Source organism: Streptomyces sp. NPDC002206 (assembly GCF_053593595.1).
In genome coordinates this window covers 66,767-91,434 of record NZ_JBSFCW010000014.1, presented here as the reverse complement: position 1 = coordinate 91,434, position 24,668 = coordinate 66,767, and the positions used below count along the sequence as shown (strand labels likewise).

Here is a 24,668-nt window from a genome sequence, read left to right as displayed (position 1 = left end):
CGCACGTGGGACCAGAACAGCGGGGTCAGGAGTAAGGCGGACTCAACCCTGCCCGGCGATCGGAGCATCGAGCTGAACTCGCGCCCACGCAGCCGGGTGGGGACGCGGAAGCCCCCCACTGGTGGCAGGCGTAAAACTGGACTGTTTCACGCAGATCCAAAGCGAGCACGTGCCATCTGGGCAAAGCGGGCGTCTGAGCCAAGGCTGTCAGAGAGGGGGCGGTGGATCCGCTTGGCGGCGAGCTCGTCGGCCGGCGCCTGCGGTGCGGGCGCGGGCTCATCGGCGGCGGCCTGCGGCTCAGGCTCGGGCTGGTCGTCGTTGCCAACGTCGGCTGCGGCTGCGGCCTGGATGGTCGCCTCGGTGCCGGGCTCCCAGGGGCGTTGTCGGCGATTGCCTCGGCAAGTAGTTCGTATTGTCTTATTGACGATAAATGGGGTGCCGTGCCAAGCTGACTCAACATCAAACTGTCGCTGAGACAGCCCTTTCGGCCTCTCGTCGCGACTGCTCCACCCACTGCTTGCGCCTGGGACCGCTGCCCGCACGCCACCGCTCGGCCCGCCTGCGCGCGCCGCCGCACCTTATGGAGACTCCATGGCCCAAGCCCGTACCCCGCAGCCTGCCTTGGACGCGCGGGGCACTGACCGGGCCGTCGGCGTGCTGCTCGGCGCGGCCGTGGGCGACGCGTTGGGCGTGCCCTACGAGTTCCAGACGCGGCTGCGCGAGGACCAGCAGCCGCGGATGATCGGCGGCGGCCTGGGACCGTACGAGCCCGGCGAGTACTCCGACGACACCCAGATGCAGGTGTGCATCGCCCAGGTCGCGGCCACCGGGGCGGACCTGCGCACCCCGGAGGCCCTTGACGCGATCGCCGCCAACTTCCAGGGCTGGCTGAGCGGCGGCGCCAGTGACGTCGGCTCGCAGACCCGCACCGTCCTGACCACCGCCGGCCGGGCCGGCGGAGCGCCGGGCGCGGCGCTGCTGGATGCCGCCCGCAGCTTCACCGCCGGCACCGATCGCGCCGCCGGGAACGGCTCGCTGATGCGCACCGGGATCGTCGCCCTGACCCACCTGGGCGACGTCGCGGCGATGGCCGAGGCCGCCATCGCCGTCAGTGCGCTCACCCACCCGGATCCGGACTGCGCCGACGCCTGCGTGCTGTGGTGCTCCGGCATCCGCACCGCGGTGCTTGAGGGCACGTTCGACGGCGTGCGCGCCGGTTTGGACCTGATACCCGCGGAGCGCCGGGCGATGTGGGCCGAGCGGCTCGATGAGGCGGAGGACAAGGCGCCGCACCACTTCGGCAACAACGGCTGGGTCGTTCACGCGCTCCAGGCCGCCTGGTCGGCGATCACCCGCACCGCCGTGCCCGAGTTGAGCCCTGCCGAGGGCAGCTTCCCTGCCCAGCACCTGCGCCTCGCCTTGGAGGCGGCGGTGCGGGCCGGGACGGATACCGACACCGTCGCGGCGATCGCGGGCGCCCTGCTCGGCGCGCGGTGGGGCTGCTCCGGCATCCCGCTGGCCTGGCAGCAGGCCGTCCACGGCTGGCCCGGCCTCAGCGGGGTCGACCTGGTCCGCCTTGCGGTGCTCACCGCCCGCGGCGGGATCGATGACGCCCAGGGCTGGCCCTCGTCGCCGCGCATGGCCGTCGGCGACCACCGCAGCTTCGCCATACCCCACCCGCACGACCCCGGGGTGATTCTGGGCAATCTGGCCCTGACCCAGGCCGGCGAGCCGGTCCCCGTCGACGCCGTGGTCTCGCTGTGCCGGGTCGGTACGGACCCGATCCTGCCCGGTGCCGACGTCGAGCACGTCCGGGTCTGGCTGGTGGACAGCCAGGGGGCAAACGCCAACCTCCACTACGTTCTGGACCAGGCCGCCCGCCAGGTGCAACGGCTGCGTCAAGAGGGCAAGCGGGTCCTGCTCCACTGTTTTGCCGGGCAGAGCCGCACCCCGGCCGTCGCCGCGATCTACAGCCACCTGGCAACCGGCGCCGACCCCAATACCGCGCTGAAGGACCTGCGCCGGGCGCTGACCGGCGGCTGGCATCTCGAGGCGCACCCCGAGATGTATGACGCGGTGTATGAACTGGAGCAGCAGCTGCTGGAGGAGCCGGGGCCGGGCGACGATGCCGAGCAGAAGCAGCGCAGGCAGTTCCTGAAGGAGAAGGGAGCGGCGTCCCGGGCGCGCGGGATGCTGCTCGGCCTGGCGCTGGGCGACACGCTGGGCGCCGCCCGGGGCAAGCTGCCGGCCGACGGCCCGCTGCAGGCCCGGGTCAGCACCCAGTTGGCCTGCTTCACCGCCGAGGGAACGATCCGCGCGTTCGTGCGCGGCGACCACAAGGGCCTCTGCCATCCCCCATCGGTGGTGTGGCACGCCTACTGCCGGTGGGCCGCCCTGCAGGGGATCGAGGCGCGGCGCTGGGCATGGGAAAACAACACGCCGGACGGCTGGCTCGCCCAGGTGCCCGTGCTGGCCGAACGGCGTGGTGCCGCACCGGCAACCGTGGCCGCCCTGTCCAAGATCGAGCAGGGCACCATAGACAGGCCGACGACGACCAGCCGCGGCTGCCATGCACTCACCCGCACCCTCCCGCTCGCCGTAGCCGTCGCCGGGAGAGACCCGGGGTACTGGGTCCGACAGGCCCGCGAGATCGCCGCGCTCACCCACGGCGACAGAGCCGCGCAGTCCGCAGCAGCCCACGCGACCGCGCTCCTGAGCCACTGCCTTACCGGCGAACGGGTCCAGGACACCCTGCAGGCGGGGTTGTCCGCCCTGCCCTCTCTCGACGAGGACCTCACTGACACCGAGCACAGCCAACTCACGGCAGCACTCCGTCAGGGCCAGGACCATCCCGCGGACGCCCGACGGCTCGCACGGCTCGCGCCGGACGCCACCGCGCCGTCGGCACTCCTCGGCGGCCTCTACACCGCCGCCTCCTTCCCCGACCGCGCCGACCTCGGTGCCGCACTGCGCTTCGCCGCCGAGGCGCCCGACGGCGACTCGGTTGCCTGCGTGACCGGTGCGCTGCTCGGAGCGGTGCACGGCGCCGAGGCGCTGCCCATCGACTTGGTGAGCCGCCACGAACTGGCCTGGGTCCTCGACACCCTGGCCCGCGACCTCGTCGCCCAGCTCACCGACCGGCCGGGCGGCACCGAGTACACCAGCGGCTGGGACCGGCACTGGTGGAACCGCTACCCCGGCTGGTGACCCGCCGGCTCCTCTCTCGAGGACGTCGACCGCGCCATCGGCTCCCCGCTCGTCGATCTCGGTGACCGGCGTGGCGAAAGTGTGCGCGCCGGTGTTGTCCGCCTCCAGGGCGGTGAGGTCCGGGACGGGGTGGTCGGTGCGAATGCGCACGTTGCGGTCGACGGCGAGTACGTCCGCGACGTTTGCTCGGCTCAGCAGGAGGCGGGCCATGGTGCCGGTGCCGGCCGTAACCGGCCTGCCAGTCCGGGATACGCCTCGCCTACCGACCGAGGCTCGTCCACACCCGGTCGCCAACTGCTACGTCGTCGGCCCCGCAAGCGCGAACTACGTCGCCAAGCTCGCGACGGGCATCGCCGACAACCAAGCACTGACGCAAGTGAGCGAGGCGCTCGGCACGATCGACGTTCCCGTCGTGGTGTTCCCGCGGGTCAACGCAGCACACGTACGGCACCCAGCGTGGGAAAGGCATGTCGCGGCCCTACGGAAGGCGGACGTAGAGCTCATCCACGGTCCTGACGTCTGGCCGCTCTATGAACCCCGCGAAGGGCCAGCAGTTCGACAGCTCCCCTGGGCTGCGATCATGGAGTCCATCCAGCACGTGACGGCCCGGGCTGCTCGACACTCGCTTTAGGAGTTCTAGCAACTGAACGGCCCGCCTGGGCGCCAAACCGATGACACAGCACGGTGAGTGGCCCAAGAGTCGCTCAGGAGCGATCGAGTGTGCTGACGTTGCCGTCAGACACTGCCGTCACCACAACTTGCTGATCGATGGGGCCAAGCGCTTAGAAGGCGCTTGGCGGGTTGGGTGTCATACCCCTGCTGACCTGCTCCTCTTCCCGTGCTTGGCGTCTCGTCGACCGGCCTTCGGCACGCATTCGACAGGCGGCAGAGGCCGGGCTAACAGCGCGTCTCGCAGCCTTGGGCGGATAACAAAAGGCGTCCGGTGCGGTGCATCGCAAGGCGGCCGAACAGCGTCGCACTGGGCCGTACTCGGCTGATTGGCCAACGAAGCGAGGTGCCGGTGCCGTGCGTCGCGGGCATCGGAGGTCTTCGACCTGTGATCATGGAGCGTTCGTTGAAGGTCCAGGTCGTGGGGCGCCGCCGTGTGACGCTCGCGGGAACGCGCTGTAGGTGATGTGGTGAACTGGTTGGCCTCGCTGCCGACGGTGGTATTGGTTGTTGGCTGGCTCTTCCTTGCCCTACTGGTCGCGGCCGTGGCGCGGGTCGGCGTCCGGGCGCTCGTACCGGTCGGGGAACAGGATCGGGTGCCCCAGATTGCCATGCCCCTGATGCCTACACTCGGCGCCGCCTTCGCGATCTTTGCGGCACTCTCGCTGGCCAGCGAGGCCAGCTACCTGCGCGCAGCAGAGCAGTTGGTGAGCGACGAGGCGGCCGCAGCCTCCCGCCTGGCGTGGTCGGCGACAAGTCCGCGAGTCCAGTCGGAGCCGATCCATTCGGCACTGCTGGACTACCTGCAGGCCACGCGTGTCAGGGAATGGGAGGGTGCGGCAGCGGCGTCCGGTGACGACCCGGCCACCGCTCACGCGATCGCACGGCTGGAGCGGAGCGTGCGTGCCGAGGCGGCCCGGCCCGAGCTGGGAACCCCGGCGAGCACGGAGCTGCTGGTTTCCCTGGACAGCGTCACCAATAGTCGTCGCGCACGCGTTGCGGCTGCCTCGCGCGACGTACCCGCGCTCTACGTTGTCACGCTTGTGGTCGGCGGACTGGCCTTGATCGTGAACGCCGGCGCACTCACCTTCCGCAGCAGCCTGCGAACGTCACTGCTCGTTCTGGGCGTTGCGAGTGTGGTCGGGCTGAGCCTGGCGTTGCTCTTCGCACTCACCGCGCCCTGGAGTGGACCGCTCACCGTGAGTGGGCATCCACTCGACGTCATCATCGGGGACCTGAAGTCCGGCTTCTTCGAAGGCGGGTCTTAGGCGGCGGGCGGGATCAGTGCGCCGACGGCGAAGCTTGTTCGCGGCCCGGACGACGCCCCACGACGATCTCCAAGATCGACCCTTGGAGGCAGCCTGGCGGGCAACGGATGGCGGATCAATTCGGGTTAACCATCCGAGCCGAGCCACTAGATGCTCCTGGGGCACACCTGGGGGAAGGGACCTCGGGAACGCCGCGGGATTTGAACCCACGACCCCTTCGCTCCGAATAAGGTCCGGGTGGAGTCCGAACCTGGTCTCGCCGACATCTATGCAGGTCAGACCCTTGGTATGGCGTGCTCTCCGTAGGTTCTGGAGTCGCACCGGGAGAAGATCTTCTCCCAGATTTCTCCCAGCCGCGGAGCGTTCCCGGGCCAGCAGGCGGCGCGCCGGCAGATTTGCAGGCCGCGCTGGGAGCCTGCCCTGACCTGCCGTTTCCCGGCCCGAGGGCGCCCTCGCCCCACACCCGTCCCACGGTGAACTGCGCTGCGACCTGGGTGAAGCGCGCTCGAAGGCAAGTCCTGACTCACCTCGGCTGGACTTTCGTCCGGCTCCGAGGCGCGAGATCCTGGTACTCCGACCGTGGACCAGCGAACAAATGCGGGCTGGCGCGCCTCTCACGCGTCGTAAAGCCCACCTCATGCTCATACGGCCCTCGGCGCGACGGGTACCGTCGCGCCTTCTCGAAGGAGGCCGGGCGATGAATCTCCTGTCGTACCGTGACCGTAGAAGCGCGACACCACCGCCGCGGCTCCCCGGCCGGGCCAGGAACGCACGAAGACTGAGCACTGCTGCCGCTGTGGCGGCGATGCTGCTGGCGGGCTGTGGCACGGGCGCCCCCAAGGTGGCCCCGCACTCCAGTGGTCCCGGCGTGTCCCTCGCCCCGCCCGCCACGCCTTCCCACTCCCGTTCGACCTTCGCTCCGGCCCTCACCTCCCCCGCCACCGCGTGCACCAACAGCACGAAGCTGGCCGGGTGGTCGAACCGCCGGCTGGCCATGCTGACCATCGCCGTCCCAGTGTCGGAGACCTCGGTGTCCGACGTCACTTCCGAGGTGAGCGCGGGTGCGGGCGGTGTGCTGCTGTTCGGCAGTAAGGCGCCGTCCGACCTCGGCTCCCGGCTGACCGCCCTGAAGTCCCATGTACCCGGCCACCTGGGCCTGCTGGTGATGACCGACGAGGAGGGCGGCGGCATCCAGCGCATGGCGAACCTCGTCGGATCCCTGCCCTGGCCCGCGTACATGGGCACACACTGGACCCCGGCCCAGATCCAGCAGAACGTCACGAAGGTCGCCACCAAGATGGCGGCCGCCCAGGTCAACATGGACCTCGCGCCGGTGGTCGACGTCGACGGCAAGAACGTGGCCCCCAGTCGGACCAACCCCGACGGGTGGCGGTCCTTCAGCGGCAGCACCTCGGTGGTCTCCAAGGACGGTGTCGCGTACATGAACGGGTTGCGCGCCGGGCACGTGATACCTGTCGTCAAGCACTTCCCGGGCCTTGGCGGCTCCAGCTACAACTCCGACTTCGGCCCTGCCCACACCCTGCCCTGGTCCACCCTGCAAAAGGTGGGCATCCCGCCGTTCACAGCGGCCATCAAGGCCGGTGCCCCGGCCATCATGGTCTCCAACAACATCGTGCCGGGCCTGGGCACCAATCCGACGAGTCTGTCACCCACCGCCATCAGCTCCGAGCTGCGCGGCAAGCTGGGATTCAAGGGGCTGGTGGTCACCGACTCGCTCAGCGCCAAGGCGATCTCCGCCGCCGGCTTCAGCGTCCCCGCCGCCGCCGTCCAGGCCCTGCGCTCCGGCGCCGACATGGTCATGTTCGACCTGGGGAGCAACGTCAGCACCCAAACGTCCTCGATCGCCACGGCGATCACCAATGCGGTGGTCGGCGGACACCTCTCCCGCAGCCGCCTCATCGACGCGGCGGGGCACATCCTGGCCGTCCGGCACGTGAATCTCTGCTCCTGAGCGCGAGCGGAGCGCAAGGAGCTCTTGGCTCACCCGACTGCCCAGTGGGAGGCGCCCCTTGATGCCCGGCCGGCCATGTGTCCACGTCACCTGCGGCGCGGTACATCCGCACCGCACGCTCACGCAACTCCAGCGGATACTTCCTCGGTGCAGGCATCGTCAGAGTTCCTCTCATGAGTCCCATCTGACCCGCTGTCACACAGCTCCGCATCTCGGGGGAAGCTCAGGGCGCCTCAGGCGTGGACACCCCTGCGTTCAACCATGTGGTGATGCAGGTGTGCCGAAGGTCGTACGGTCGGCCGCCGAGGATCGACGCCCGACCACCCACCGAAGCTGATAGAGGCGCCCGGGTCCTCGGTTGCCGAGGAACTCAACCGGGTGAACCATGGCATAGGTACGGTTTCTCACGCTTCGAGCAATGAGGATGGGGTTTTCGTCGAGGCTTGCACGTGCGACCTGTGGAGGACTCATGTATACGACTCGATCCCGTGCCCGTTTCGCCGCCGTCTGCGCCACCACCCTGTGCGTCATGGGTGCCACGTCGCTCCCGGCCCTCGCTTCGTCGTCGTTCTCGCCGTCGGCGGTCTCCACCCTGGACAGGCAGCTCCTGACCGCGGCCCACCAGGGAAACCTGTGGGAGATCACGACCAGTCAGCAAGGTCAGAGCGCCGCGACCACCGCCTGCGTCAAGCGGGCCGGCGCCGACTTCATCCGTGACCACAGCGCCCTTGATGCCGGTGTCGTCAAGACCGCGGCAGAACTCGGCGTGGCACTGCCGTCCGGGCAAACGGGCGCGCAGCTGACGCAAACCGCCGTCCTCAAGTCCCTCGCCGGGACGCCCGCGTACGATGCCGCGTGGCTCAAGGCCCAGTACCCCGCCCACGTGCAGACCCTCGCGCTCATCGACAAGGAGATCGCCTCGGGCACCAACCCGCTGGTGAAGTCCCTGGCCAAGAGCGCGCGCCCGGTGGTCGCACGCCACACCCAGATGGTCAACCACGGCGTGTGCCACGCGTAGGCACCCGCCGGCTCACGGACGTGATCTCAGCCCACTGATGTGCGCCTTCGGGGGGATCACGATGCGGAGTTGGGGACGCCGGGGCTTTGCGCGTATGAAGTCGATTTCGGACGCCATGTCGCGATCGCCCTTGGACGTGATGGTGCCGACTTACAGTGAACCGTTCCGGGTTCGGTAGGGACTCGATCATTTGAGAGGATCGAGTCATGGCACGTCTTTCCCAGTACCCGCTTGAGCTGCGCCGTCGTGCGGTGCGGATGGTCGCCGAGGTGCGGCCCGACTACGACACCGAGTGGGCGGCGATGAAAGCGGTCGCCGCGAAGCTCGGCATCGGCACGACCGAGACACTGCGGAAGTGGGTGCGGCAGGACCAAGTCGATGCCGGTGCCCGGCCGGGCATGACGACAGAGGAGTCCGCGCAGGTCAAGGCGATGAAGAAGGAGATCGCCGAGCTGAAGCGGGCGAACGAGATCCTGAAGGCCGCGGCGAGTTTCTTCGCGGCCGAGCCCGACCGGCCACACACACGCTCGTGAACTTCATCGACGAGCACCGGGACCGCTTCGGCGGAGTCGAGCCGATCTGCCGTGTTCTGACCGACCACGAATGCAAGATTGCCCCTTCCACCTACTACGCCCACCACAAGCGCCGGGCGGCACCGTCGGCCAGGACCGTGCGGGACGCCGAGCTGAAGGAACGGATCAGCGAGGTCTTCGCGGCCAACTACCGTGTCTACGGGGCACGAAAGATCTGGCGTGAGCTCAACCGGCAGGGCCACGCGGTGGCCCGCTGCACCATCGAACGCCTCATGCGCGAGCTGGGCATCGCCGGTGTGGTCCGCGGCAAGAAGGTGATCACCACGCTGCCCGGCGGGCAGGCCGGGAGGGCGCCGGACCTGGTGGACCGAGACTTCGTCGCCGACTCCCCGAACCGGTGCTGGGTCGCGGACTTCACCCACGTGATGACCTGGGCCGGTGTCGTCTACGTCGCGTTCGTCGTGGACACCTTCTCCCGCCGCATCGTCGGCTGGTCCGCGGCCACCGTGAAGGAAACGGTGTTCGTCCTGGACGCACTGGAGATGGCAATCTGGCAACGCGACCGCGAACAACACCCCATCCAGCCAGGCGAGTTGATCCATCACAGCGATGCCGGGTCGCAGTACACCAGTTTCCGGCTCGCCGAGCATCTGGACACCGCCGGCATCGCCGCCTCGATCGGATCCGTCGGCGACGCGTATGACAATGCCCTGATGGAGAGCACGATCGGCCTGTTCAAGACCGAGCTGATCAAGCCCCGACGCCCCTGGAAGACACTGTCCGACGTCGAGCTCGCCACCGCCGAGTACGTCGACTGGTACAACCACCGACGACTCCATGGCGAGATAGGTCACGTCCCACCCGTCGAATACGAAGCCCTGCACTACCTGGCCACCACAAAACAGCAGGTCACACACAACGTCTGAGATCTCTACCGAACCCGGAACGGTTCATAGTGATGTTCCGGCGAAGAACTTGGGGGGACGTTGTTCGAAGAGAAGACGTACAAGAGGTGCACCTGTCACGGGCCGCTGTTCAACAGGGACGGCGACCCCGTCCTCACCGACGCCGGCGAGCACAAGACCGGCCGCCTGGACCGCAACTGCCCGCGGCTCACGGAGCGCAACCACGGCTCGTGGTTCTACCAGATCGAGCTCGAGCGCAGCGGCGACGGCGAGCGCAAGCGGGCCCGCGAGGGAGGCTTCCGTACCCAGGAAGAGGCCGCGCGTCAGGCCGAGGAAATATGGCGAGCCTCCAAAGCCGGCGTGAACGTCCTGTCGGACGAGACCGTGGCCCAGTTCCTCACCCGCTGGATCAAGAAGAAGAAGGCCGGACTCAAGCGGACCACCGCCCACGAGTACGAGCGGGACATCGAGCTGTACCTGGCCCCCCACCTCGGCGCATTGAAGCTGCGCGACCTGCGCGCCCGACACTGCCAGGCCATCTTCGACTGGATCATCACAGACAACGAACGGCGCGTGGAACACCGGACCCGCGTGCAGGAACTCCAGGCAACTGCCGAAGCCGCGTCCCAGGCATGGCGAACCGCGCCGGTCGCCACCCTGACCGAAAAGAACGAGCGCGCCCGACTGCGCGCCATCTGGACAACCGCCCGCGACCAGCACCTGGCCCAGCGCCAGCGCCTGCGGCGGGCCACCGGCCCAGCCACCATGCTCAGCATCAAGACCACCTTGTCCTCCGCGCTCAGCGACGCCCTCAAGGAGGAGCTGATCGCCAAGAACTACGCGGCGTTCCTCACCCTCCCCAAAGTCGTCAAGCCCCGCGCACTGGCATGGACCGCCCCGCGCGTCGCCAGCTGGCAGCGCACCGGCCAGAAGCCGTCGCCAGTCATGGTGTGGATCCTGGAGCAAACCGCTCAGTTCCTGGACTTCATCGTCATGGACCGGCAATTCGCCGCCTGGCATCTGATCCTCTTCCACGGCCTGCGCCGCGGCGAACTGGCCGCGCTCACCTGGGACGAAGTCGACCTGGACGAGGAAGTCATCCACATCACCGAGCAACTGGTGTCGATCTCCTCCGAGATCCACGAGGACACCCCGAAAGCCGACAGCATCCGGGACATCAAGCTCAACCGCGACTCGGTGAGCCTGCTCAAAGCGTGGCGCAAGAAGCAGCGCACCGAGCGCGCCGAGTGGGAAAAGCACAAGGCCTGGAAGGACTCGGGCAACAGGGTCTTCACCCGGGAAGACGGCGAGGTGTACCACCCACAGGCCCTCTCCGACCGCTGGGTACGGCTCGTCAAGCTGTCCGGCCTGCCGCCGATCCGACTCCACGACGGCCGCCACGAGGCCGCGAGTCTCGCGCTGGCCGCCGGCGTCGCCCCCAAGGCCGTCCAGGCGATGCTGGGACACTCCTCGATGCGGATGACGACCGACACCTACCAGACGGTGCTACCCGAGATGCATGCCGCGACCGCCTCGGCCTCCCTCAACCTGATCGCCGCGTTCCGCGCCCAGAAGAACAAGAAGGCCACAAAGAAGGCAAAGAAGAAGGGGAAGAAGGCGCCCAAGGGACAGGGCAAAGAGGCGGCCTGACGGGAGTGGGGGCCCCTCTCCCGCACGGAGGCCCCCTTCTGGCCCCCTTGAACCCTCATCGGACCCAATCGACAAGTGGTTTAGACCAAAAGCCGATCAAGGAAATGACAAATGTCCAGGCCACAGGGTATAGCCTCGGTCTTTCCTCATGAGGATCTGCGGGATGGGAATCCGAGCTCAACGCTTCCTCACGGCGTTCGTCAGGTGAATGGATGACTCGACCTGTGCATCAGCCCATCGAGTTCGACCCGAAGGACGGCAGCCGGGGTGCGCTGCCGTCGTGGCCTGCCCGGACACCCGCCCTGTGGATCGTGGACGCCGCGCGGCACGGTGATCGTGCGGAGCGGCTCGCCCCCGGGATCCTCGATGCCGGGGAACAGCGGCGCGCCGAGAGCTTTGCCGCATCGGCCGACCGCCGCTGCTACGTCGCGGCCCATGTGGCGCTGCGGATACTGCTCGGTGCCCGGCTGGGCGTCGAACCCCACGACGTACGGATGGTCCGCGAGCCGTGCCCGTCCTGCGGTGGACCGCACGGCCGGCCCGCGACCGACGGCGGGGTGCACTTCTCGCTCTCGCACAGCCGGGACCTGTCGTTGCTCGCGTTCGCCGCCGTGCCGCTGGGCGTCGATGTGGAGGCTGTACCGGGCAGTGAGGCGGCGGCGGAGGTCGGAGCGATGCTGCATCCGGCGGAGTCCCGGGAGTTGGCGGCGCTCCCTGCGTCGGACCGGCCCGTCGCCTTCGCCCGGGCCTGGACACGCAAGGAGGCGTATCTCAAAGGCGAGGGCATCGGGCTGGCCCGCGATCTCTCCCTCGACCATCTGGGAACCGGACCCGTGCCGCGGCCCGGGCCGGCGGGCTGGACGGTCGCCGATGTGCTGGTTCCGGGCGGCTATGCGGCCGCGGTGGCCGTCCGTGCGGCGGGGCAGTCACCGGTCGCGGACGGCCACCGGCGAAAATGAACCGGCGGGCAGAGCATGACGACCGACCGATACGGAGGAGTGGGCAGATGCCGCACGAACTAGCGGGACAGCAGGCGCGGCCGGAGGATCTCACTGATGTGGCCCGGCTGGTGACGGCGTACTACACGCTGCACCCCGATCCGGCCGTGCCGGATCAGCGGGTCGCGTTCGGCACCTCCGGCCACCGCGGTTCGTCGACGGCCACCGCGTTCAACGAGGACCACATCGCCGCGACCAGCCAGGCCATCAGCGAGTACCGGGCCTCGCAGGGCACGGACGGGCCACTGTTCCTCGGGGCGGACACCCATGCGCTGTCGGAGCCCGCTCGGGTCACCGCCATCGAGGTGTTCGCCGCCAATGACGTGACGGTGCTGATCGACTCCGCCGACGGCTACACCCCCACCCCCGCGGTGTCGCACGCGATCCTCACCCACAACCGGGGCCGTACGTCGGGTCTCGCCGACGGTGTGGTGGTGACGCCGTCCCACAATCCGCCCGGCGACGGCGGGTTCAAGTACAACCCGCCGAACGGCGGCCCGGCCGGGTCCGAGGCGACCGGCTGGATCCAGGAGCGGGCCAACGAGATCATCGCGGCCGGCATGAAGGACGTGCGGCGGCTGCCGTACGTCCGCGCGCTGGCGGCGCCGACCACCTCGACGTACGACTTCCTTGGCAGCTACGTGGCGGATCTGCCGTCCGTGCTCGACCTCGACGCGGTCCGTGCCGCCGGGGTACGGATCGGCGCGGACCCACTGGGTGGCGCATCCGTCGCGTACTGGGGCCGCATCGCCGAACAGCACCGGCTCGATCTGACGGTCGTCAATCCGCTGACCGACCCCACCTGGCGGTTCATGTCGCTGGACTGGGACGGCAAAATCCGGATGGACTGTTCCTCGCCGTACGCAATGGCGTCGCTGATCGAGCAACGCGACCGCTACCAGATCGCCACCGGCAACGACGCGGATGCCGACCGGCACGGCATCGTCACTCCGGACGCCGGGCTGATGAACCCGAACCACTACCTCTCGGTAGCCATCAACTACCTGTTCGCACACCGCGCACAGTGGCCGGCCGCGGCGGGCGTCGGCAAGACGCTGGTGTCGTCGGGGATGATCGACCGGGTCGCCGCCGATCTCGGACGGCAGCTGGTCGAGGTGCCGGTCGGCTTCAAGTGGTTCGTGGACGGTCTGGTCGACGGGTCGTTCGGGTTCGGCGGCGAGGAGTCGGCCGGTGCGTCGTTCCTGCGCCGTGACGGTTCGGTCTGGACGACCGACAAGGACGGCATCATCCTGGCGCTGCTGGCGTCGGAGATCCTCGCAGTGACGGAGAAGTCCCCGTCGGAGCAGTACGCGGCACTCACCACGCGCTTCGGTGAGCCCGCGTACGCCCGCATCGACGCCCCCGCCGATCGCGAGCAGAAGGCAGTACTCGCCAAGCTCTCGCCGGAGCAGATCACAGCCGACACGCTGGCCGGCGAACCGGTCACGGCGGTGCTCACTTCCGCTCCGGGCAACGGCGCACCGATCGGCGGCATCAAGGTGACCACGGAGAACGCCTGGTTCGCCGCCCGCCCCTCGGGCACCGAGGACGTCTACAAGATCTACGCGGAGTCGTTCCTCGGCTCCGATCACCTCGGCCGGGTGCAGGACGAGGCCGAGGCGGTCGTCTCGGCGGCCCTGGCCTGAGTCCGGTCACGAAGACAGAAGAGCCGCCTCCCGTGACCTCGGCCGCCGCGGGAGGCGGCTCTGTGGTGAAGGGTGTACGTGCCGCTGCGTCCGGGAATGGCAGCGGTGACCCACAAGCACATAAAGGGACCAATAGATAGAATTCGAGCATGGTAGACCGGCCTGTCGCGTCGACTGCGCCCGAACTTGTGCTCGAAACCGATGCAGGTCCCACGGTGATGAGTCCGAGCCGGGATTACCACGTCGGCCGCGACCCCCTGAGCGACGTCGTCATCGACGATGTCCGGGTGTCGTGGCACCACGCGGTGCTCCGGCCGGTGGACGACCACTGGTCCCTGGAGGACGAGAACAGCACGAACGGTACATACACCGGGGGCAAGCGCATCCATGAGTCGGGCGTGGGCCCCGGCAGCGTCATCCGGTTCGGTCACCCCGCGGACGGGCCGTGCGCCGTTCTGGTCGGACAGGCACCCCCGACCCCCGCGCTGCACCCGGCCGACCGCCCGTCCGCCGTCTCCATGCCCGCTGCCACCGGCACGTTCCGGCAGCCGACCACCGTGCGGCCGCGGCCCATCCATACCGTACGCATCGGCCGCAGCGCCGACAACGACCTCGTCGTCGACGACCTGACCGTCTCGCACCGGCACGCCGAACTGCGGGCACATCCGGACGGCACGTACGAGATCGTCGACCTCGGCTCGCACAACGGCACGTATCTCAACGGCCAGCTGGTCGGCCGCGCCCCGGTCGCCGCCGGCGACATCGTCGGCATCGGTCACTCCGAGTTCTCTCTGGTCGGCGACGTGCTGCAGGAGTTCGTCGACACCGGTGAGGTCTCGCTCGATGTACAGGACCTGGCGGTCACCGTGGACCGGGGCCGCAAGACCCTGCTCGACGACGTCTCCTTCCCGGTGGGCGAGAAGTGTCTGCTCGGCGTGGTGGGTCCGAGCGGCTCCGGTAAGTCCACTCTGCTCAATGCACTGACCGGCCTCCGGCCGGCCGACGAGGGCAGCGTCCTCTACGACGGCCGCGACCTCTACCACGACTACGCCGAGCTGCGCCATCGCATCGGGCTCGTCCCGCAGGACGACATCCTGCACTCCCAGCTGACCGTGCACCGCGCCCTCGGATACGCCGCCGAGCTCCGCTTCCCGCACGACACCGACCCGTCCGAACGCCGGGCCCGGGTCGCCGAAGTGATACGTGAGCTGGGTCTGGAAAAACGAACGGAGCAGCCGATCCACAGCCTCTCCGGCGGCCAGCGCAAGCGCGTCAGCGTCGCGCTGGAGCTGCTGACGAAGCCGTCGCTGCTCTTCCTCGACGAGCCGACCTCGGGGCTCGACCCCGGCATGGACCGCTCGGTCATGCATATGCTCCGGGGGCTCGCCGACGACGGGCGTACGGTCATCGTCGTCACGCACAGTGTGCTCAGCCTCGATGTCTGCGACCGGCTGCTGGTGCTCGCCCCCGGCGGGAAGACCGCCTACTACGGGCCGCCGGACGATGCGCTCCCCTTCCTCGGGTTCGAGCAGTGGCCGGAGGCGTTCGAGGCGTTCGAGAACGACCGGGACCGGAATTGGTCGGCGGAGTACCGCGCGTCCCCGTTTCACCGGCAGTACATCGCGAACTCCACCGCGCAGCCCCGGCTGCCGCAGGCCGCGGCCGCGCCGGTCGCCCCGCCGCCGAAGACCCGGAGCGGGGGCGCTCAGCTGCGGACGCTGGCCCGCCGGTACGCCGCCGCGCTGAGCGCCGACCGGACCTTCCTGGCCATCATGATCGCTCTGCCGTTCGTGATGGGCGCGATGACCCGGGCCCTGGCCGGCAGCCGGCTGACCCAGGACACGGCGATCAACGCGCTGCTGATCCTCTGCGTGGGCGCCGTACTGACCGGCGCCGCCAATGCCGTTCGGGAACTGGTCAAGGAGCGGGCGATCTATCAGCGGGAGCGTGCCGTCGGGCTGTCCAGATCGGCGTATCTGATGTCCAAAGTGGTTGTCCTGGGCACCATTACGGTGCTGCAGGCCGTGGTCCTGACCCTCGTCGGCCTGGCGGGCGTCGATCTGAACGCCCCGGGCGGCAAGGGCGTTCTTCTGCCACCGCTGGCCGAAATGACGCTGGCCGTGGCCATGTTGTCGTTCACGGCGATGATGCTCGGTCTGCTCGTCTCCGCTCTGGTGCGCAAGGAGGAGGTCACCATGCCGCTGCTGGTGCTCCTCGCGATCGTCCAGGTCGTCTTCTGCGGTGCGCTGCTGAAACTGCACGGCGTGCCCGGGTTGGAGCAGCTGGCGTGGCTGGTGCCGTCCCGGTGGGCGCTCGCGGCGATGGGCGGGACCATCGGGCTCGGCAGGATCGTGCCGGGAAAGGTGAGCTCGGATCCGCTGTTCGACCACTCCGCGGCAACGTGGCTGCTGAACATGGGGATGCTGGTGGTGCTGTCGGTCGTCTTCGGACTGGTGGTGGCGCGGCTGCTCCGCCGGCACGAGCCCGTCATCATGCGGAAGTAGCGGAGGCGGGAGCCCATGGCGACACCGGAGTTCCGCCCCACACATGTAGTCCCCCCGGACGGGATGTCCGCCTGGGAGGCACCCGACATGTCCCGGCCGACCGAGCCGCTCGACCCGCTGCTTCCCGTCCAGCTGGTCGGCCGGCGCGGCGACTGGGGGCGGATCCTCTGCTCGAACGGCTGGTCGGCATGGGTCGACGGCCGGCTGCTCGTCTCCGTACCGCACGGTCCGCCGGAGCCCGGGCAGCCACTCGCGCGCACCGCGGATCCCCGGCCGCTGATGGCGCAGGTCCAGGAGTCGCTGGCCCGGTACCGGGGCGCCGCGGAAGAGCTGGCCGAGGGCCGGATCGACGGGGAGACCTTCCGCCGTCGTACCCAGGGGCTGCGGGTGGGCATGGTTGTCGACGGCGAGGCGGTGTGGCTGTACGACGCCGAGCACGAGCGCTGGGTGTACTCCGACGGGACACAGCTGAGTACGTACGCGGCCTCGGCCGGTCCGGCCCGCCCGAGCGAGGCCCCCGTGGACCGCGGGACCGACGAGGTGCACGCACCGGAGCCTGAGCCGACGCAGATCGTCGACCCCGCGCAGCTGGCCGGATCCCGCCCGGCGGATCCCGCCGATGCCGAACCGACGCAGCTCCTGCAGTCCGTCGACGAGCCCGGGCCGGAGACCGCGCATCCGCCCACCCGGACGGGTGACGCATGATGTCCCCCGCCCCCGCGCCGAACGCCCCGCACTCCCCCGACCCGCGGCAGGACACGGCGCTGCCCGTGGGCCGACCGTCCGATCTGCTCGGCAGGCAGATCGCGGGTTACCGGGTGGAGAGCGAGATCGGCCGCGGCGGCATGGCGGTCGTGTACCGCGCCAAGGATCTGCGGCTGGACCGGACGGTCGCGCTCAAGCTGCTCGCCCCCGAACTCGCCCGCAACGACACCTTCAGGAAGCGGTTCACCCATGAGTCGAGGGTCGCCGCCGCGATCGACCATCCGCATATCGTGCCGGTCTTCGAGGCCGGGGAGACCGAGGGCCTCCTCTACATCGCGATGCGTTACGTCGCCGGCCAGGACCTGCGCGCCCTCATCGACCGTCAGGGGCCGCTGCCGATCGCGGCGGCGGTCCGGATCGCCGCGCAGGTGGCGTCCGCGCTCGACGCCGCACACGACCATGACCTGGTGCACCGTGACGTCAAACCCGGCAACATCCTGGTTGCTGCGGGCACGGACAGCGACCACCCGGAGCATGTGTACCTCACGGACTTCGGGCTGACGAAGAAGTCGCTGTCGCTGACCGGGTTCACCTCGGTGGGCCAGTTCGTCGGCACGCTCGACTACGTGGCGCCCGAACAGATCTCCGGCCGCCCGGTGGACGGCCGGTGCGATGTCTACAGCCTGGCCTGTGTGGTGTTCGAGACGATGGCCGCAGTACCGCCGTTTCAGCGGGACGACGACATGGCACTGTTGTGGGCCCATCAGTTCGACCCGCCGCCGCCGCTGACCGGCCGGCGCCCCGATCTTCCGCCCGCCGTCGACGACGTCCTGGCGAAGGCCCTGGCCAAGAGCCCTGACGACCGGTACGACTCCTGTCTGCAGTTCGTCGCCGCGCTGCGCTCGGCAGCGCGGAGCACGGTGCGGAAGGACCATCCGCCGACGCAGGTGGACCAGCGAATCGGTGCATGGGCCACCGGGCCCGAACCACCGCCCGCGCCGCCGCACTGGGCGCTTCCCGTTTTCCCGGGGTTCGTACGCTGAGGGCTGTAATCCCTGGTGGAGCGCACGGCGTCGGACGCAGTGCATCGCAAAGGGGGAGGGGCGTCCTCGTACGGGGCGTATTCGGGCGTTACGACAACACAGCGAGGCGCCGTAGCTGTTGTCGTGCGCCCGCCAGGGATTACGGGACAGCCCTTGGCGGTGGTCGCGCCCGTCTCAGCCGTTCGTCGGCACTTCTCCGCGCCGGTCGACCCTGGAGGCGAGCAGACCGCCGAGGAATCCGGTGACCAGGCCCCAGAGGGCGGCGACAGCAAGTGCGGACCACAGCCGCGGTCGCAGCGTCAGCTCCCCGCCGAGGCCGCCGCCGAGGTCTCCGATGCCGAGCAACGACACGCCGTAGTGCGCGGAGACCCTCGCGACGAGACAGATGGTCAGCACGGTGAGGACGAGCGCCACCGCCATGTGGACGGCATGCTGCCAGGGCCGTATCCGGGCCGGTGAGCGGACCGCCATGAGGCACGCGGCAGCCACGGTCAGCACCGCGGCGGCGACGACCAGCCACCACGCCCGTCCGTCGTGCTCGGCGAGCGTGGAGACATTGACCGTGGAGATGTCCGGCGTACGCAGTACCGAGTCGAGCATCTGCGGCATCGGCAGCCCGAAGGGGCCGTCCACCTTCCCCTCCCAGGACGCGCCGAGCCCCAGCGTGTAGGCGAGCCAGACGAGGTTCGGCAGCCCCAGGAGGATCACGGCGAACGTGTCGGCCGGGTGCCCCCGGACAACCATGACGACGAGTGCGACCACCAGTCCCACGACGACGTACCCCAGCAGCAGGGCGACCATTGCGTACGCGGCCGGGCGCACCGACTCCTGGAAGCGCAGGAGGCGGCCCGGGAGCGGCGCGCTGCGCGACACGAGCAGGGCCAGGACGAGGATGGCAGCCAGCCAGAGCAGTCCGAGTACGAGGGTGAGGAGGATATCGGCCCCGAACCCGACCTTCGGGGAGACGCCCAGCAGCTCCGCGATGGCCGCGTCCGTCGCGTTGCGGACGGAAATGTCGAAGCTCGCTCTGGCCAGCACCGACAGGCCGATGAGGACCAGTGCCCACAGCACCGCCACCCGGGCGGCCCAGCCGGCCAGTTCGCGCGTGCCCGCGACGGCACGGTGGCGCAGCGGCCGCAGAAATCCCGCGGCGATCACCAGGGCGCCGGCCAGGGTCACCGACAGCGGAAGCACCGAGAACTCCGCATGGGTCCTGGCGAGGTCCCCCACGTTGCCCGAGAGCTCGACGGAGCCGCCTGCCGCCATCACGACGACGGCCGCGACGACGCGCGGGAAGGCGCTGCCGGGCAGGCCGGCCGCGCCCGCCGCCCAGAGGCCGAGGGCGGCCGTGGCGACCATGACCACCAGCCCGGCGAGCACCGTCAGAAGGGCGTGACCCCAGCCGTGCGCGGGTCTCGGCGCACGGCTGCGGTCGCTGGATGCCTGTTGGCTCACGCTGCCACGCTAGGCAGACGCGGGGCGGACCGCCCCTTGGGAGGGGCCGTCAGCGTCAGCTTGCGAGGCGCGCGGTACGCGCGCACACAATGAGCACACGCGGGAAGAAGGGGGACTGATCCTTACGTGGGGAAGAAGAGGCCGTGAGCAGCCAACCGCCGTCGTCCGACCGCCCGACAGGCCCCCCTGCCGGCCCGCTCTCGGGCCCCACGCAACCGGCGTCCGTGCCGCCACCGCCCGGTACTCCGTCCGGCTCCGGCGGCGGGCCGCCGAGCAGCGGAGGCTCCGGCGGCGCGGGCGGGTCTTCAGGGCCCGGCGGCCCGAGCGGGTCCGCGGGCGGCCCCGGCCGCCCGTGGTGGCAGTCCGTGCCCAAGGTGGCGACGATCGCCGCCGTGATCGTCGCCGTGGCCGTGATGGCCGTCGTCTTCTTCATCCGCCCCGACGGCGGTTCGAAGGCGCGCGGCGAAATCTTCCTGCAGCCGGCAGGATCGGCCGGACAGGACCCGTTCACCGACTCGACGGCGCGGAGCAGCGCCCCGGCGACACCGACCACGGCGCCCACCCCGACCAGGACCGGGGTGGGCGTCACGCAGGGCGTGGACGGCTCGACCCCCGGTCTGTACGGCGGGACCCGCAAGGTCGCCAGCTGCGACGTGGAGAAACAGATCAAGGCGCTGACGGCCGAACCGGACAAGAACAACGCCTTCGCCGGGGTACTGGGGATCGATCCGACCGACGTCCCCGCCTACCTGCGGGCGCTGACCCCCGTCCAGTTGCGGTTGGACACGCGGGTCACCAACCACGGGTTCCGGGACGGCTCCGCCACCAGTTATCAGGCGGTGCTTCAGGCCGGAACGGCCGTGCTCGTCGACGACCGCGGCGTACCGCGGGTGCGCTGCGCGTGCGGCAATCCGCTGCTCGAGCCGGTCCCGTTGAAGGGCAGTCCCGAGGTGAAGGGTGAGCCCTGGCCCGGGTACCGTTCCTCGAACGTCGTGGTGGTGGAGCCCGCACCGCGCGTGGTGAAGAAGTTCGTCATGTACGACCCGAAGAGCGGCAACTGGTTCACTCGCGATGCGGGTGACACCGGCGGCGGCGACAAGAAGACGAAGCCGCCCGCCGAGCACACGCCGTCGCCCTGCCCGTCGGCTCCCGGGGGGAAGTCCACCGAGCCGTGTCCACCGGCCTCGGACACGTCGAAGTCCCCGTCCCCCGAATCCGTCTCGCCCCGGTCCCCGTCCCCCGGATCTGCGACCCCCGAGTCCCCGTCCACCGGGTCCCCGTCCACCGAGCCGTCGGGTCCGCCGCCCCCGCCCTCCCCGGAGGAGCCTTCCGGCCCGCCGCCTGTCATCGAGTCGCCGGCGTCCCGGTCGGCCCCGGAGCCATCGCTTTCCGGGTCACCGGATTCCTCTGCGGTGGCCTCGGTCTCCGGGAACGAGTCCCCGGCCGGTTACCCGATCGCCTGAGCGGCGCCGGTGAGTCGTGGACGTGCCGTGCCGGGCGCCGGGCACGGCGATCGCACTACGGCACCGAGACCTCCGCACATGCGAACGGCCTGCCGGAACGGAGGACCGTCCCGGCAGGCCGCCTTGGATCACGCGCCACTCACACGGAGTTCAGCGGCTGAGCGCCGTCACTTCCCGTAGTACGCGTTGTAGATCGACACGGACGACTTGTTGCCCTTCTTGTCCGTGACATTGGCCCTGTAGGAGATCGACTTCCCCTTGGCCGGGTTCTTCACCGAGATCTTGCCCGACTTGACGGTGACCTTCTTCCAGGTCGTACCGGCGTTGTAACTGACGTACACGGTCAGCGACTTGAGGTTCGTACCGGCAGCAGCACCCAGCACCTTCACCGGAACGGAGGCGGTCCTGCCCGCGGTGACCTTGCTGTCCAGGGTGACAGTGGGCGAGAAGCGCACCGTGGAGGCCGGCAGCTGTGCGACCGAAGAGGTCTTCTTCGACCGGAAGGTCCAGCTGGCGTCGATCCGGGAGGACGCCGACGCCACCTTCGCCGATCGCTTCACAGAGGTCGTGAGCCGGTACTCGGCGTCACCGGCGGGGACCTTGAAGAAGCCCTGCCCGTCCAGCGGGTCCGCGTTCTCGGTGATCTTGGCGCCGTTGCGGTACAGCGACGTCTTCACCGAGGTGTAGGCGGAGGAGCCGGCGTGGGTCTTGCCGTCGGCGAAGAGCGGCAGCACACCGACGAGGTCGTTTCCTTCACGGAAGAGACCGAACGACTTGTCCATCCTCGGGCCGAACACAGCCGTGTTGAAGGTCTTCCCGTAGCTCTTGCCCGCCGCGAAGGTCTGCGGCGTGCCCAGCGTGTAGAACGCGTCGGTCACCGGGAAGCCCTCGGAGTCGACCCCGCCGTACTGCTCGAAGTCGAAGCTCCACTTCACCTTGTTCGCAGTCGACAGATAGAGCGTGCGGGTGGCGGGGAGCCTCTGCTCCGTCGAGACGGAGATGTTGGAGAACGCTCCGGGCACATAGCCCCACGGGTTGAGCCCACCGGTCTTCCCGGCGGCGGAGGCGCCGAGCCCGATCTTCACCTTGGCGAGCTGAGCAGTGGTGAACTTCTTGGTGTAGCCGGTCGCGACCTGATTCACCGGCCCGCCGAGCACGATGTTGTAGCCGGTCGATGAGCCCTTGGCCCAGATGCCGGACCAGAACTGGGACAGCGAGCCGTCGGTCACCTGCGCGCCCAGATGGGCGGTGCGGAACCCCTTGAACGAGCCGAGCCACCAGCCGAAGTCGTAGCCGCTCTGCTCGGTCTCGATCTGGATGTCCGCCGAAGCGAATTGCGACTTCGCGTCCGCGTCGGGCACGGTGATGTTCACCGGCTTCGTCTTCCGGGCGTCGAGCGTCACGGTGACGTCCTTGGTGACGCTCAGCTTCGGCTGGAAGATCCAGTCGGTGCCCTTGGCGAAGTCCTCCGGGTCCACGTAGATGCCGGTGTTGACCGCGTAACTCCCCTTGGGAACACGGACCTTCACCGTTCCGGTCGGTCCCTTCGGGTCCAGCCACACGTCCGCCACGTCCCGGGAGATACCGACGAGGCTCGTGTCGTAGAGCGCGGCGGACTTCCCCTGCCGGTCGAGGTGCTTGAGTGTCACGGTGTACGACTCGGCCTCGCGCTCGACCGCGGCCGCGGTGCGGACGGTCTGACCGCCGCCGCTGCCGACGACATAGGCGGAGTAGCTGCCGTTCTCCGTGCCACCGAGCTTGGTGTCGACGGTCAGCGGAACCTCGGCGGTACCGCCCGCGGGGACGGTGACCTTGTCTGCGCCGAGGGTGAAGAAGCCGGCCGGCGCGGGCTGGCCCTTCGGGCCGGTGGCCGTCACCGCCAGGTCGAGGGTGACGTCCGTCGTACCGAGGTTGCGGTACGTCACCTTCTTGACGACCGGGGTGTCATCGGTGTGCGGCCACTGCTGCACCCCGAAGCCGACAGAAACCGGATCGGCCACGACACTCTGACCGATGGCCCGGTCGACGGCGATCCGGCCCGAGCCCTGCTCGAACGGCGTGTACGCGCCCGGCTTCGTGGACGCCGTCAGCACGCCCTTCAGCTCGGCGTACTTCCACTCCGGGTGCTCCTGCTTGAGCAGCGCCGCGGCGCCCGCCACGTGCGGGGTCGCCATCGACGTGCCGGAGATCGTCAGATAGCCCGGCGGGTTCTGCCCGACCTCCTGGTCGATGACGGAACCGGGTGCGGCAGCGGCCGTGATGTCCACACCGGGTGCGGTCACATCGGGCTTGATCGCACCGTCACCGATACGCGGACCGCGGCTGGAGAACGTGGCCAGCTTGTCGTTGTCGTCGACCGCGCCGACGGTCAGCGCGGCGTCCGCACTGCCCGGCGAGCCGACCGTGCCGGCCCCGCCCTCGCCCTCGTTGCCCGCCGCGATGGCGAACAGCATGCCCTTCTCCGCCGACAGCTTGTTCACTTCGGCTTCGAGCGGGTCGATCTCGGGGCTGTCGGCGCCGCCCAGGCTCAGGTTGACGATGTCGGCGCCCTGCTCGGCCGCCCACTCCATGCCGGCCAGGATGCCGGAGTCATCACCGTAGCCGTTGTCGTCGAGCACCTTGCCGTTCAGGAGCTTGGCATCCGGGGCTACGCCCTTGAACTTCCCGTCCGACTTCGCGCCCGTACCGGCCGCGATGGAAGCCACATGGGTGCCGTGCCCGAAGCGGTCGACCGCGTCGGCCGACGCTGAGAAGTTCTTCTCGGCGAGGATCTGGCCCTGGAGGTCGGGGTGGGTGGCGTCCACACCGGTGTCCAGGACAGCGATCTTGACGCCCTTGCCGGTGTAACCGGCCTGCCACGCGGCCGGCGCACCGATCTGGGGCACGCTCTTGTCGAGGCTCGCCCGGCGCACCCCGTCCAGCCAGACCCGGTCGACACCGGAGGCCGTGGCGCGTTCGGCGCTGCCCGCGCGCTTGCTGGTGAGCGCCTGCCAGATGTCCTTGGCGTCGTTCTTCGGGGTGGTCAGCGCGTCTGCGTTCAGCGATTTCAAGGTCCGGCGGACCTTCGTACCGCCCGCTGCGCGGACCTCGGCCCTGGCCGCGGCGGCCTGTCCGCCCCGATACCCGACGATGAGTTTCAGGCCCGCCTTCTGGGCCTTGCGGTTCACCGCACGGTTCAGCTCGGTGACGTCGAAGAGCCGCTCGTCGAGCTTGCCGTCGACGATCAGCCGCTGGGCGTCGATCGGAACGAGGAGCGTGTGCCCGTCGCGTATGCGCGTGGCCACGGGTATGTGTTCGCGCCCCTTGGCGGGCTCGAACGTCACGACACGGCCCTTGGCGTCCACGGAGACGCGGTCACCGGTGATGAGCGTGATGTGGTGCGGGGCCACGAACTGTGTACCCGTGGCCCTCGTCTGCGCGCGATCCACTGTCGCCACGGCCGGGGTGGTCATGCCCGCCGCGAGCGCCACGGCGGCTGCCGCGGCAAGGGTGGATACGCACGCACTCTTCACATGTCTGTGCAAGTCTCCCCCTGGAGATCAAGTGGTTCCTCAGGAACCGCCAGTTCCGCGGGGTCACGCACATGTCTCCGCACCCCCCGGTCGACGCATTATGACCGAGGGACACCCGAA

15 protein-coding genes are annotated in these 24,668 nt (G+C 69.5%); 13 read left to right on the top strand and 2 right to left on the bottom strand.

All coding sequences use genetic code 11. The features are described from left to right. Window positions 1-591 precede the first annotated feature (591 nt). From ACWCP8_RS24490 to ACWCP8_RS24435, 12 genes are all read left to right on the top strand, one after another. Window positions 592-3,207 carry an ADP-ribosylglycohydrolase family protein gene (locus ACWCP8_RS24490; protein WP_352267070.1) on the top strand — a complete coding sequence of 872 codons (2,616 nt, stop codon included), beginning with the start codon at window positions 592-594 and terminating at the stop codon, window positions 3,205-3,207. Between the two features lie 142 nt (window positions 3,208-3,349). Beyond that, on the top strand, window positions 3,350-3,838 hold the full coding sequence (locus tag ACWCP8_RS24485) for a flavoprotein (protein WP_451118115.1): 489 nt from the start codon (window positions 3,350-3,352) through the stop codon (window positions 3,836-3,838). 508 nt (window positions 3,839-4,346) lie between these two features. Next, a complete protein-coding gene (locus tag ACWCP8_RS24480; RefSeq protein ID WP_327243794.1) occupies window positions 4,347-5,144 on the top strand; it encodes a bestrophin-like domain in 798 nt (265 codons plus the stop codon). A gap of 697 nt (window positions 5,145-5,841) precedes the next feature. Then, entirely contained in the window at window positions 5,842-7,116 is a 1,275-nt protein-coding gene (locus tag ACWCP8_RS24475; protein WP_451118113.1) for a glycoside hydrolase family 3 N-terminal domain-containing protein, read from the top strand. Between the two features lie 469 nt (window positions 7,117-7,585). Then, window positions 7,586-8,134 carry a DUF4142 domain-containing protein gene (locus tag ACWCP8_RS24470; protein ID WP_451118111.1) on the top strand — a complete coding sequence of 183 codons (549 nt, stop codon included), beginning with the start codon at window positions 7,586-7,588 and terminating at the stop codon, window positions 8,132-8,134. 206 nt (window positions 8,135-8,340) lie between these two features. Then, a protein-coding gene (locus ACWCP8_RS24465; RefSeq protein ID WP_451118109.1) for an IS3 family transposase occupies window positions 8,341-9,593 on the top strand; the annotation gives its coding sequence in 2 pieces (ribosomal slippage) (window positions 8,341-8,623 and window positions 8,623-9,593; 1,254 coding nt in all). 60 nt (window positions 9,594-9,653) lie between these two features. Further along, window positions 9,654-11,222 carry a tyrosine-type recombinase/integrase gene (locus ACWCP8_RS24460; protein WP_451118107.1) on the top strand — a complete coding sequence of 523 codons (1,569 nt, stop codon included), beginning with the start codon at window positions 9,654-9,656 and terminating at the stop codon, window positions 11,220-11,222. Between the two features lie 212 nt (window positions 11,223-11,434). Continuing rightward, window positions 11,435-12,181 carry a 4'-phosphopantetheinyl transferase family protein gene (locus tag ACWCP8_RS24455; protein WP_451118105.1) on the top strand — a complete coding sequence of 249 codons (747 nt, stop codon included), beginning with the start codon at window positions 11,435-11,437 and terminating at the stop codon, window positions 12,179-12,181. Window positions 12,182-12,228: 47 nt separating this feature from the next. Continuing rightward, window positions 12,229-13,866 (top strand): phosphoglucomutase (alpha-D-glucose-1,6-bisphosphate-dependent), encoded by a 1,638-nt coding sequence (gene pgm / locus ACWCP8_RS24450; protein WP_451118103.1) that lies wholly within the window; start codon window positions 12,229-12,231, stop codon window positions 13,864-13,866. Between the two features lie 149 nt (window positions 13,867-14,015). Beyond that, window positions 14,016-16,370: an FHA domain-containing protein gene (locus tag ACWCP8_RS24445; RefSeq protein ID WP_451118101.1), complete on the top strand. Its 2,355-nt coding sequence runs from the start codon at window positions 14,016-14,018 to the stop codon at window positions 16,368-16,370. A gap of 15 nt (window positions 16,371-16,385) precedes the next feature. After that, complete coding sequence (locus tag ACWCP8_RS24440; protein ID WP_451118099.1) at window positions 16,386-17,075, top strand: hypothetical protein; 690 nt, start codon at window positions 16,386-16,388, stop codon at window positions 17,073-17,075. Next, window positions 17,075-18,118 carry a serine/threonine-protein kinase gene (locus ACWCP8_RS24435; protein WP_352267217.1) on the top strand — a complete coding sequence of 348 codons (1,044 nt, stop codon included), beginning with the start codon at window positions 17,075-17,077 and terminating at the stop codon, window positions 18,116-18,118. The genes ACWCP8_RS24440 and ACWCP8_RS24435 overlap by 1 nt, the downstream gene beginning before the upstream one ends. A 174-nt stretch (window positions 18,119-18,292) precedes the next feature. On the opposite strand, the gene ACWCP8_RS24430 is transcribed toward ACWCP8_RS24435, so the two are convergent. Further along, window positions 18,293-19,573: a streptophobe family protein gene (locus tag ACWCP8_RS24430; RefSeq protein WP_451118097.1), complete on the bottom strand. Its 1,281-nt coding sequence runs from the start codon at window positions 19,571-19,573 to the stop codon at window positions 18,293-18,295. 143 nt (window positions 19,574-19,716) lie between these two features. Here ACWCP8_RS24430 and ACWCP8_RS24425 point away from each other — a divergent pair, with 143 nt between their 5' ends. Beyond that, complete coding sequence (locus ACWCP8_RS24425; RefSeq protein WP_451118095.1) at window positions 19,717-21,036, top strand: DUF6777 domain-containing protein; 1,320 nt, start codon at window positions 19,717-19,719, stop codon at window positions 21,034-21,036. Window positions 21,037-21,203: 167 nt separating this feature from the next. Here ACWCP8_RS24425 and ACWCP8_RS24420 read toward each other — a convergent pair whose 3' ends face one another. Further along, window positions 21,204-24,548 (bottom strand): S8 family peptidase, encoded by a 3,345-nt coding sequence (locus ACWCP8_RS24420; RefSeq protein ID WP_451118093.1) that lies wholly within the window; start codon window positions 24,546-24,548, stop codon window positions 21,204-21,206. Window positions 24,549-24,668 lie beyond the last annotated feature (120 nt).

Excerpts from the sequence above, each read along its gene's own strand:
- ACWCP8_RS24490 (WP_352267070.1), top strand. The coding sequence starts at position 592 with ATGGCCCAAGCCCGTACCCCGCAGCCTGCCTTGGACGCGCGGGGCACT.
- ACWCP8_RS24485 (WP_451118115.1), top strand. The coding sequence starts at position 3,350 with ATGCGCACGTTGCGGTCGACGGCGAGTACGTCCGCGACGTTTGCTCGG.
- ACWCP8_RS24475 (WP_451118113.1), top strand. The coding sequence starts at position 5,842 with ATGAATCTCCTGTCGTACCGTGACCGTAGAAGCGCGACACCACCGCCG.
- ACWCP8_RS24470 (WP_451118111.1), top strand. The coding sequence starts at position 7,586 with ATGTATACGACTCGATCCCGTGCCCGTTTCGCCGCCGTCTGCGCCACC.
- ACWCP8_RS24455 (WP_451118105.1), top strand. The coding sequence starts at position 11,435 with ATGACTCGACCTGTGCATCAGCCCATCGAGTTCGACCCGAAGGACGGC.
- pgm (WP_451118103.1), top strand. The coding sequence starts at position 12,229 with ATGCCGCACGAACTAGCGGGACAGCAGGCGCGGCCGGAGGATCTCACT.
- ACWCP8_RS24445 (WP_451118101.1), top strand. The coding sequence starts at position 14,016 with ATGGTAGACCGGCCTGTCGCGTCGACTGCGCCCGAACTTGTGCTCGAA.
- ACWCP8_RS24440 (WP_451118099.1), top strand. The coding sequence starts at position 16,386 with ATGGCGACACCGGAGTTCCGCCCCACACATGTAGTCCCCCCGGACGGG.
- ACWCP8_RS24435 (WP_352267217.1), top strand. The coding sequence starts at position 17,075 with ATGTCCCCCGCCCCCGCGCCGAACGCCCCGCACTCCCCCGACCCGCGG.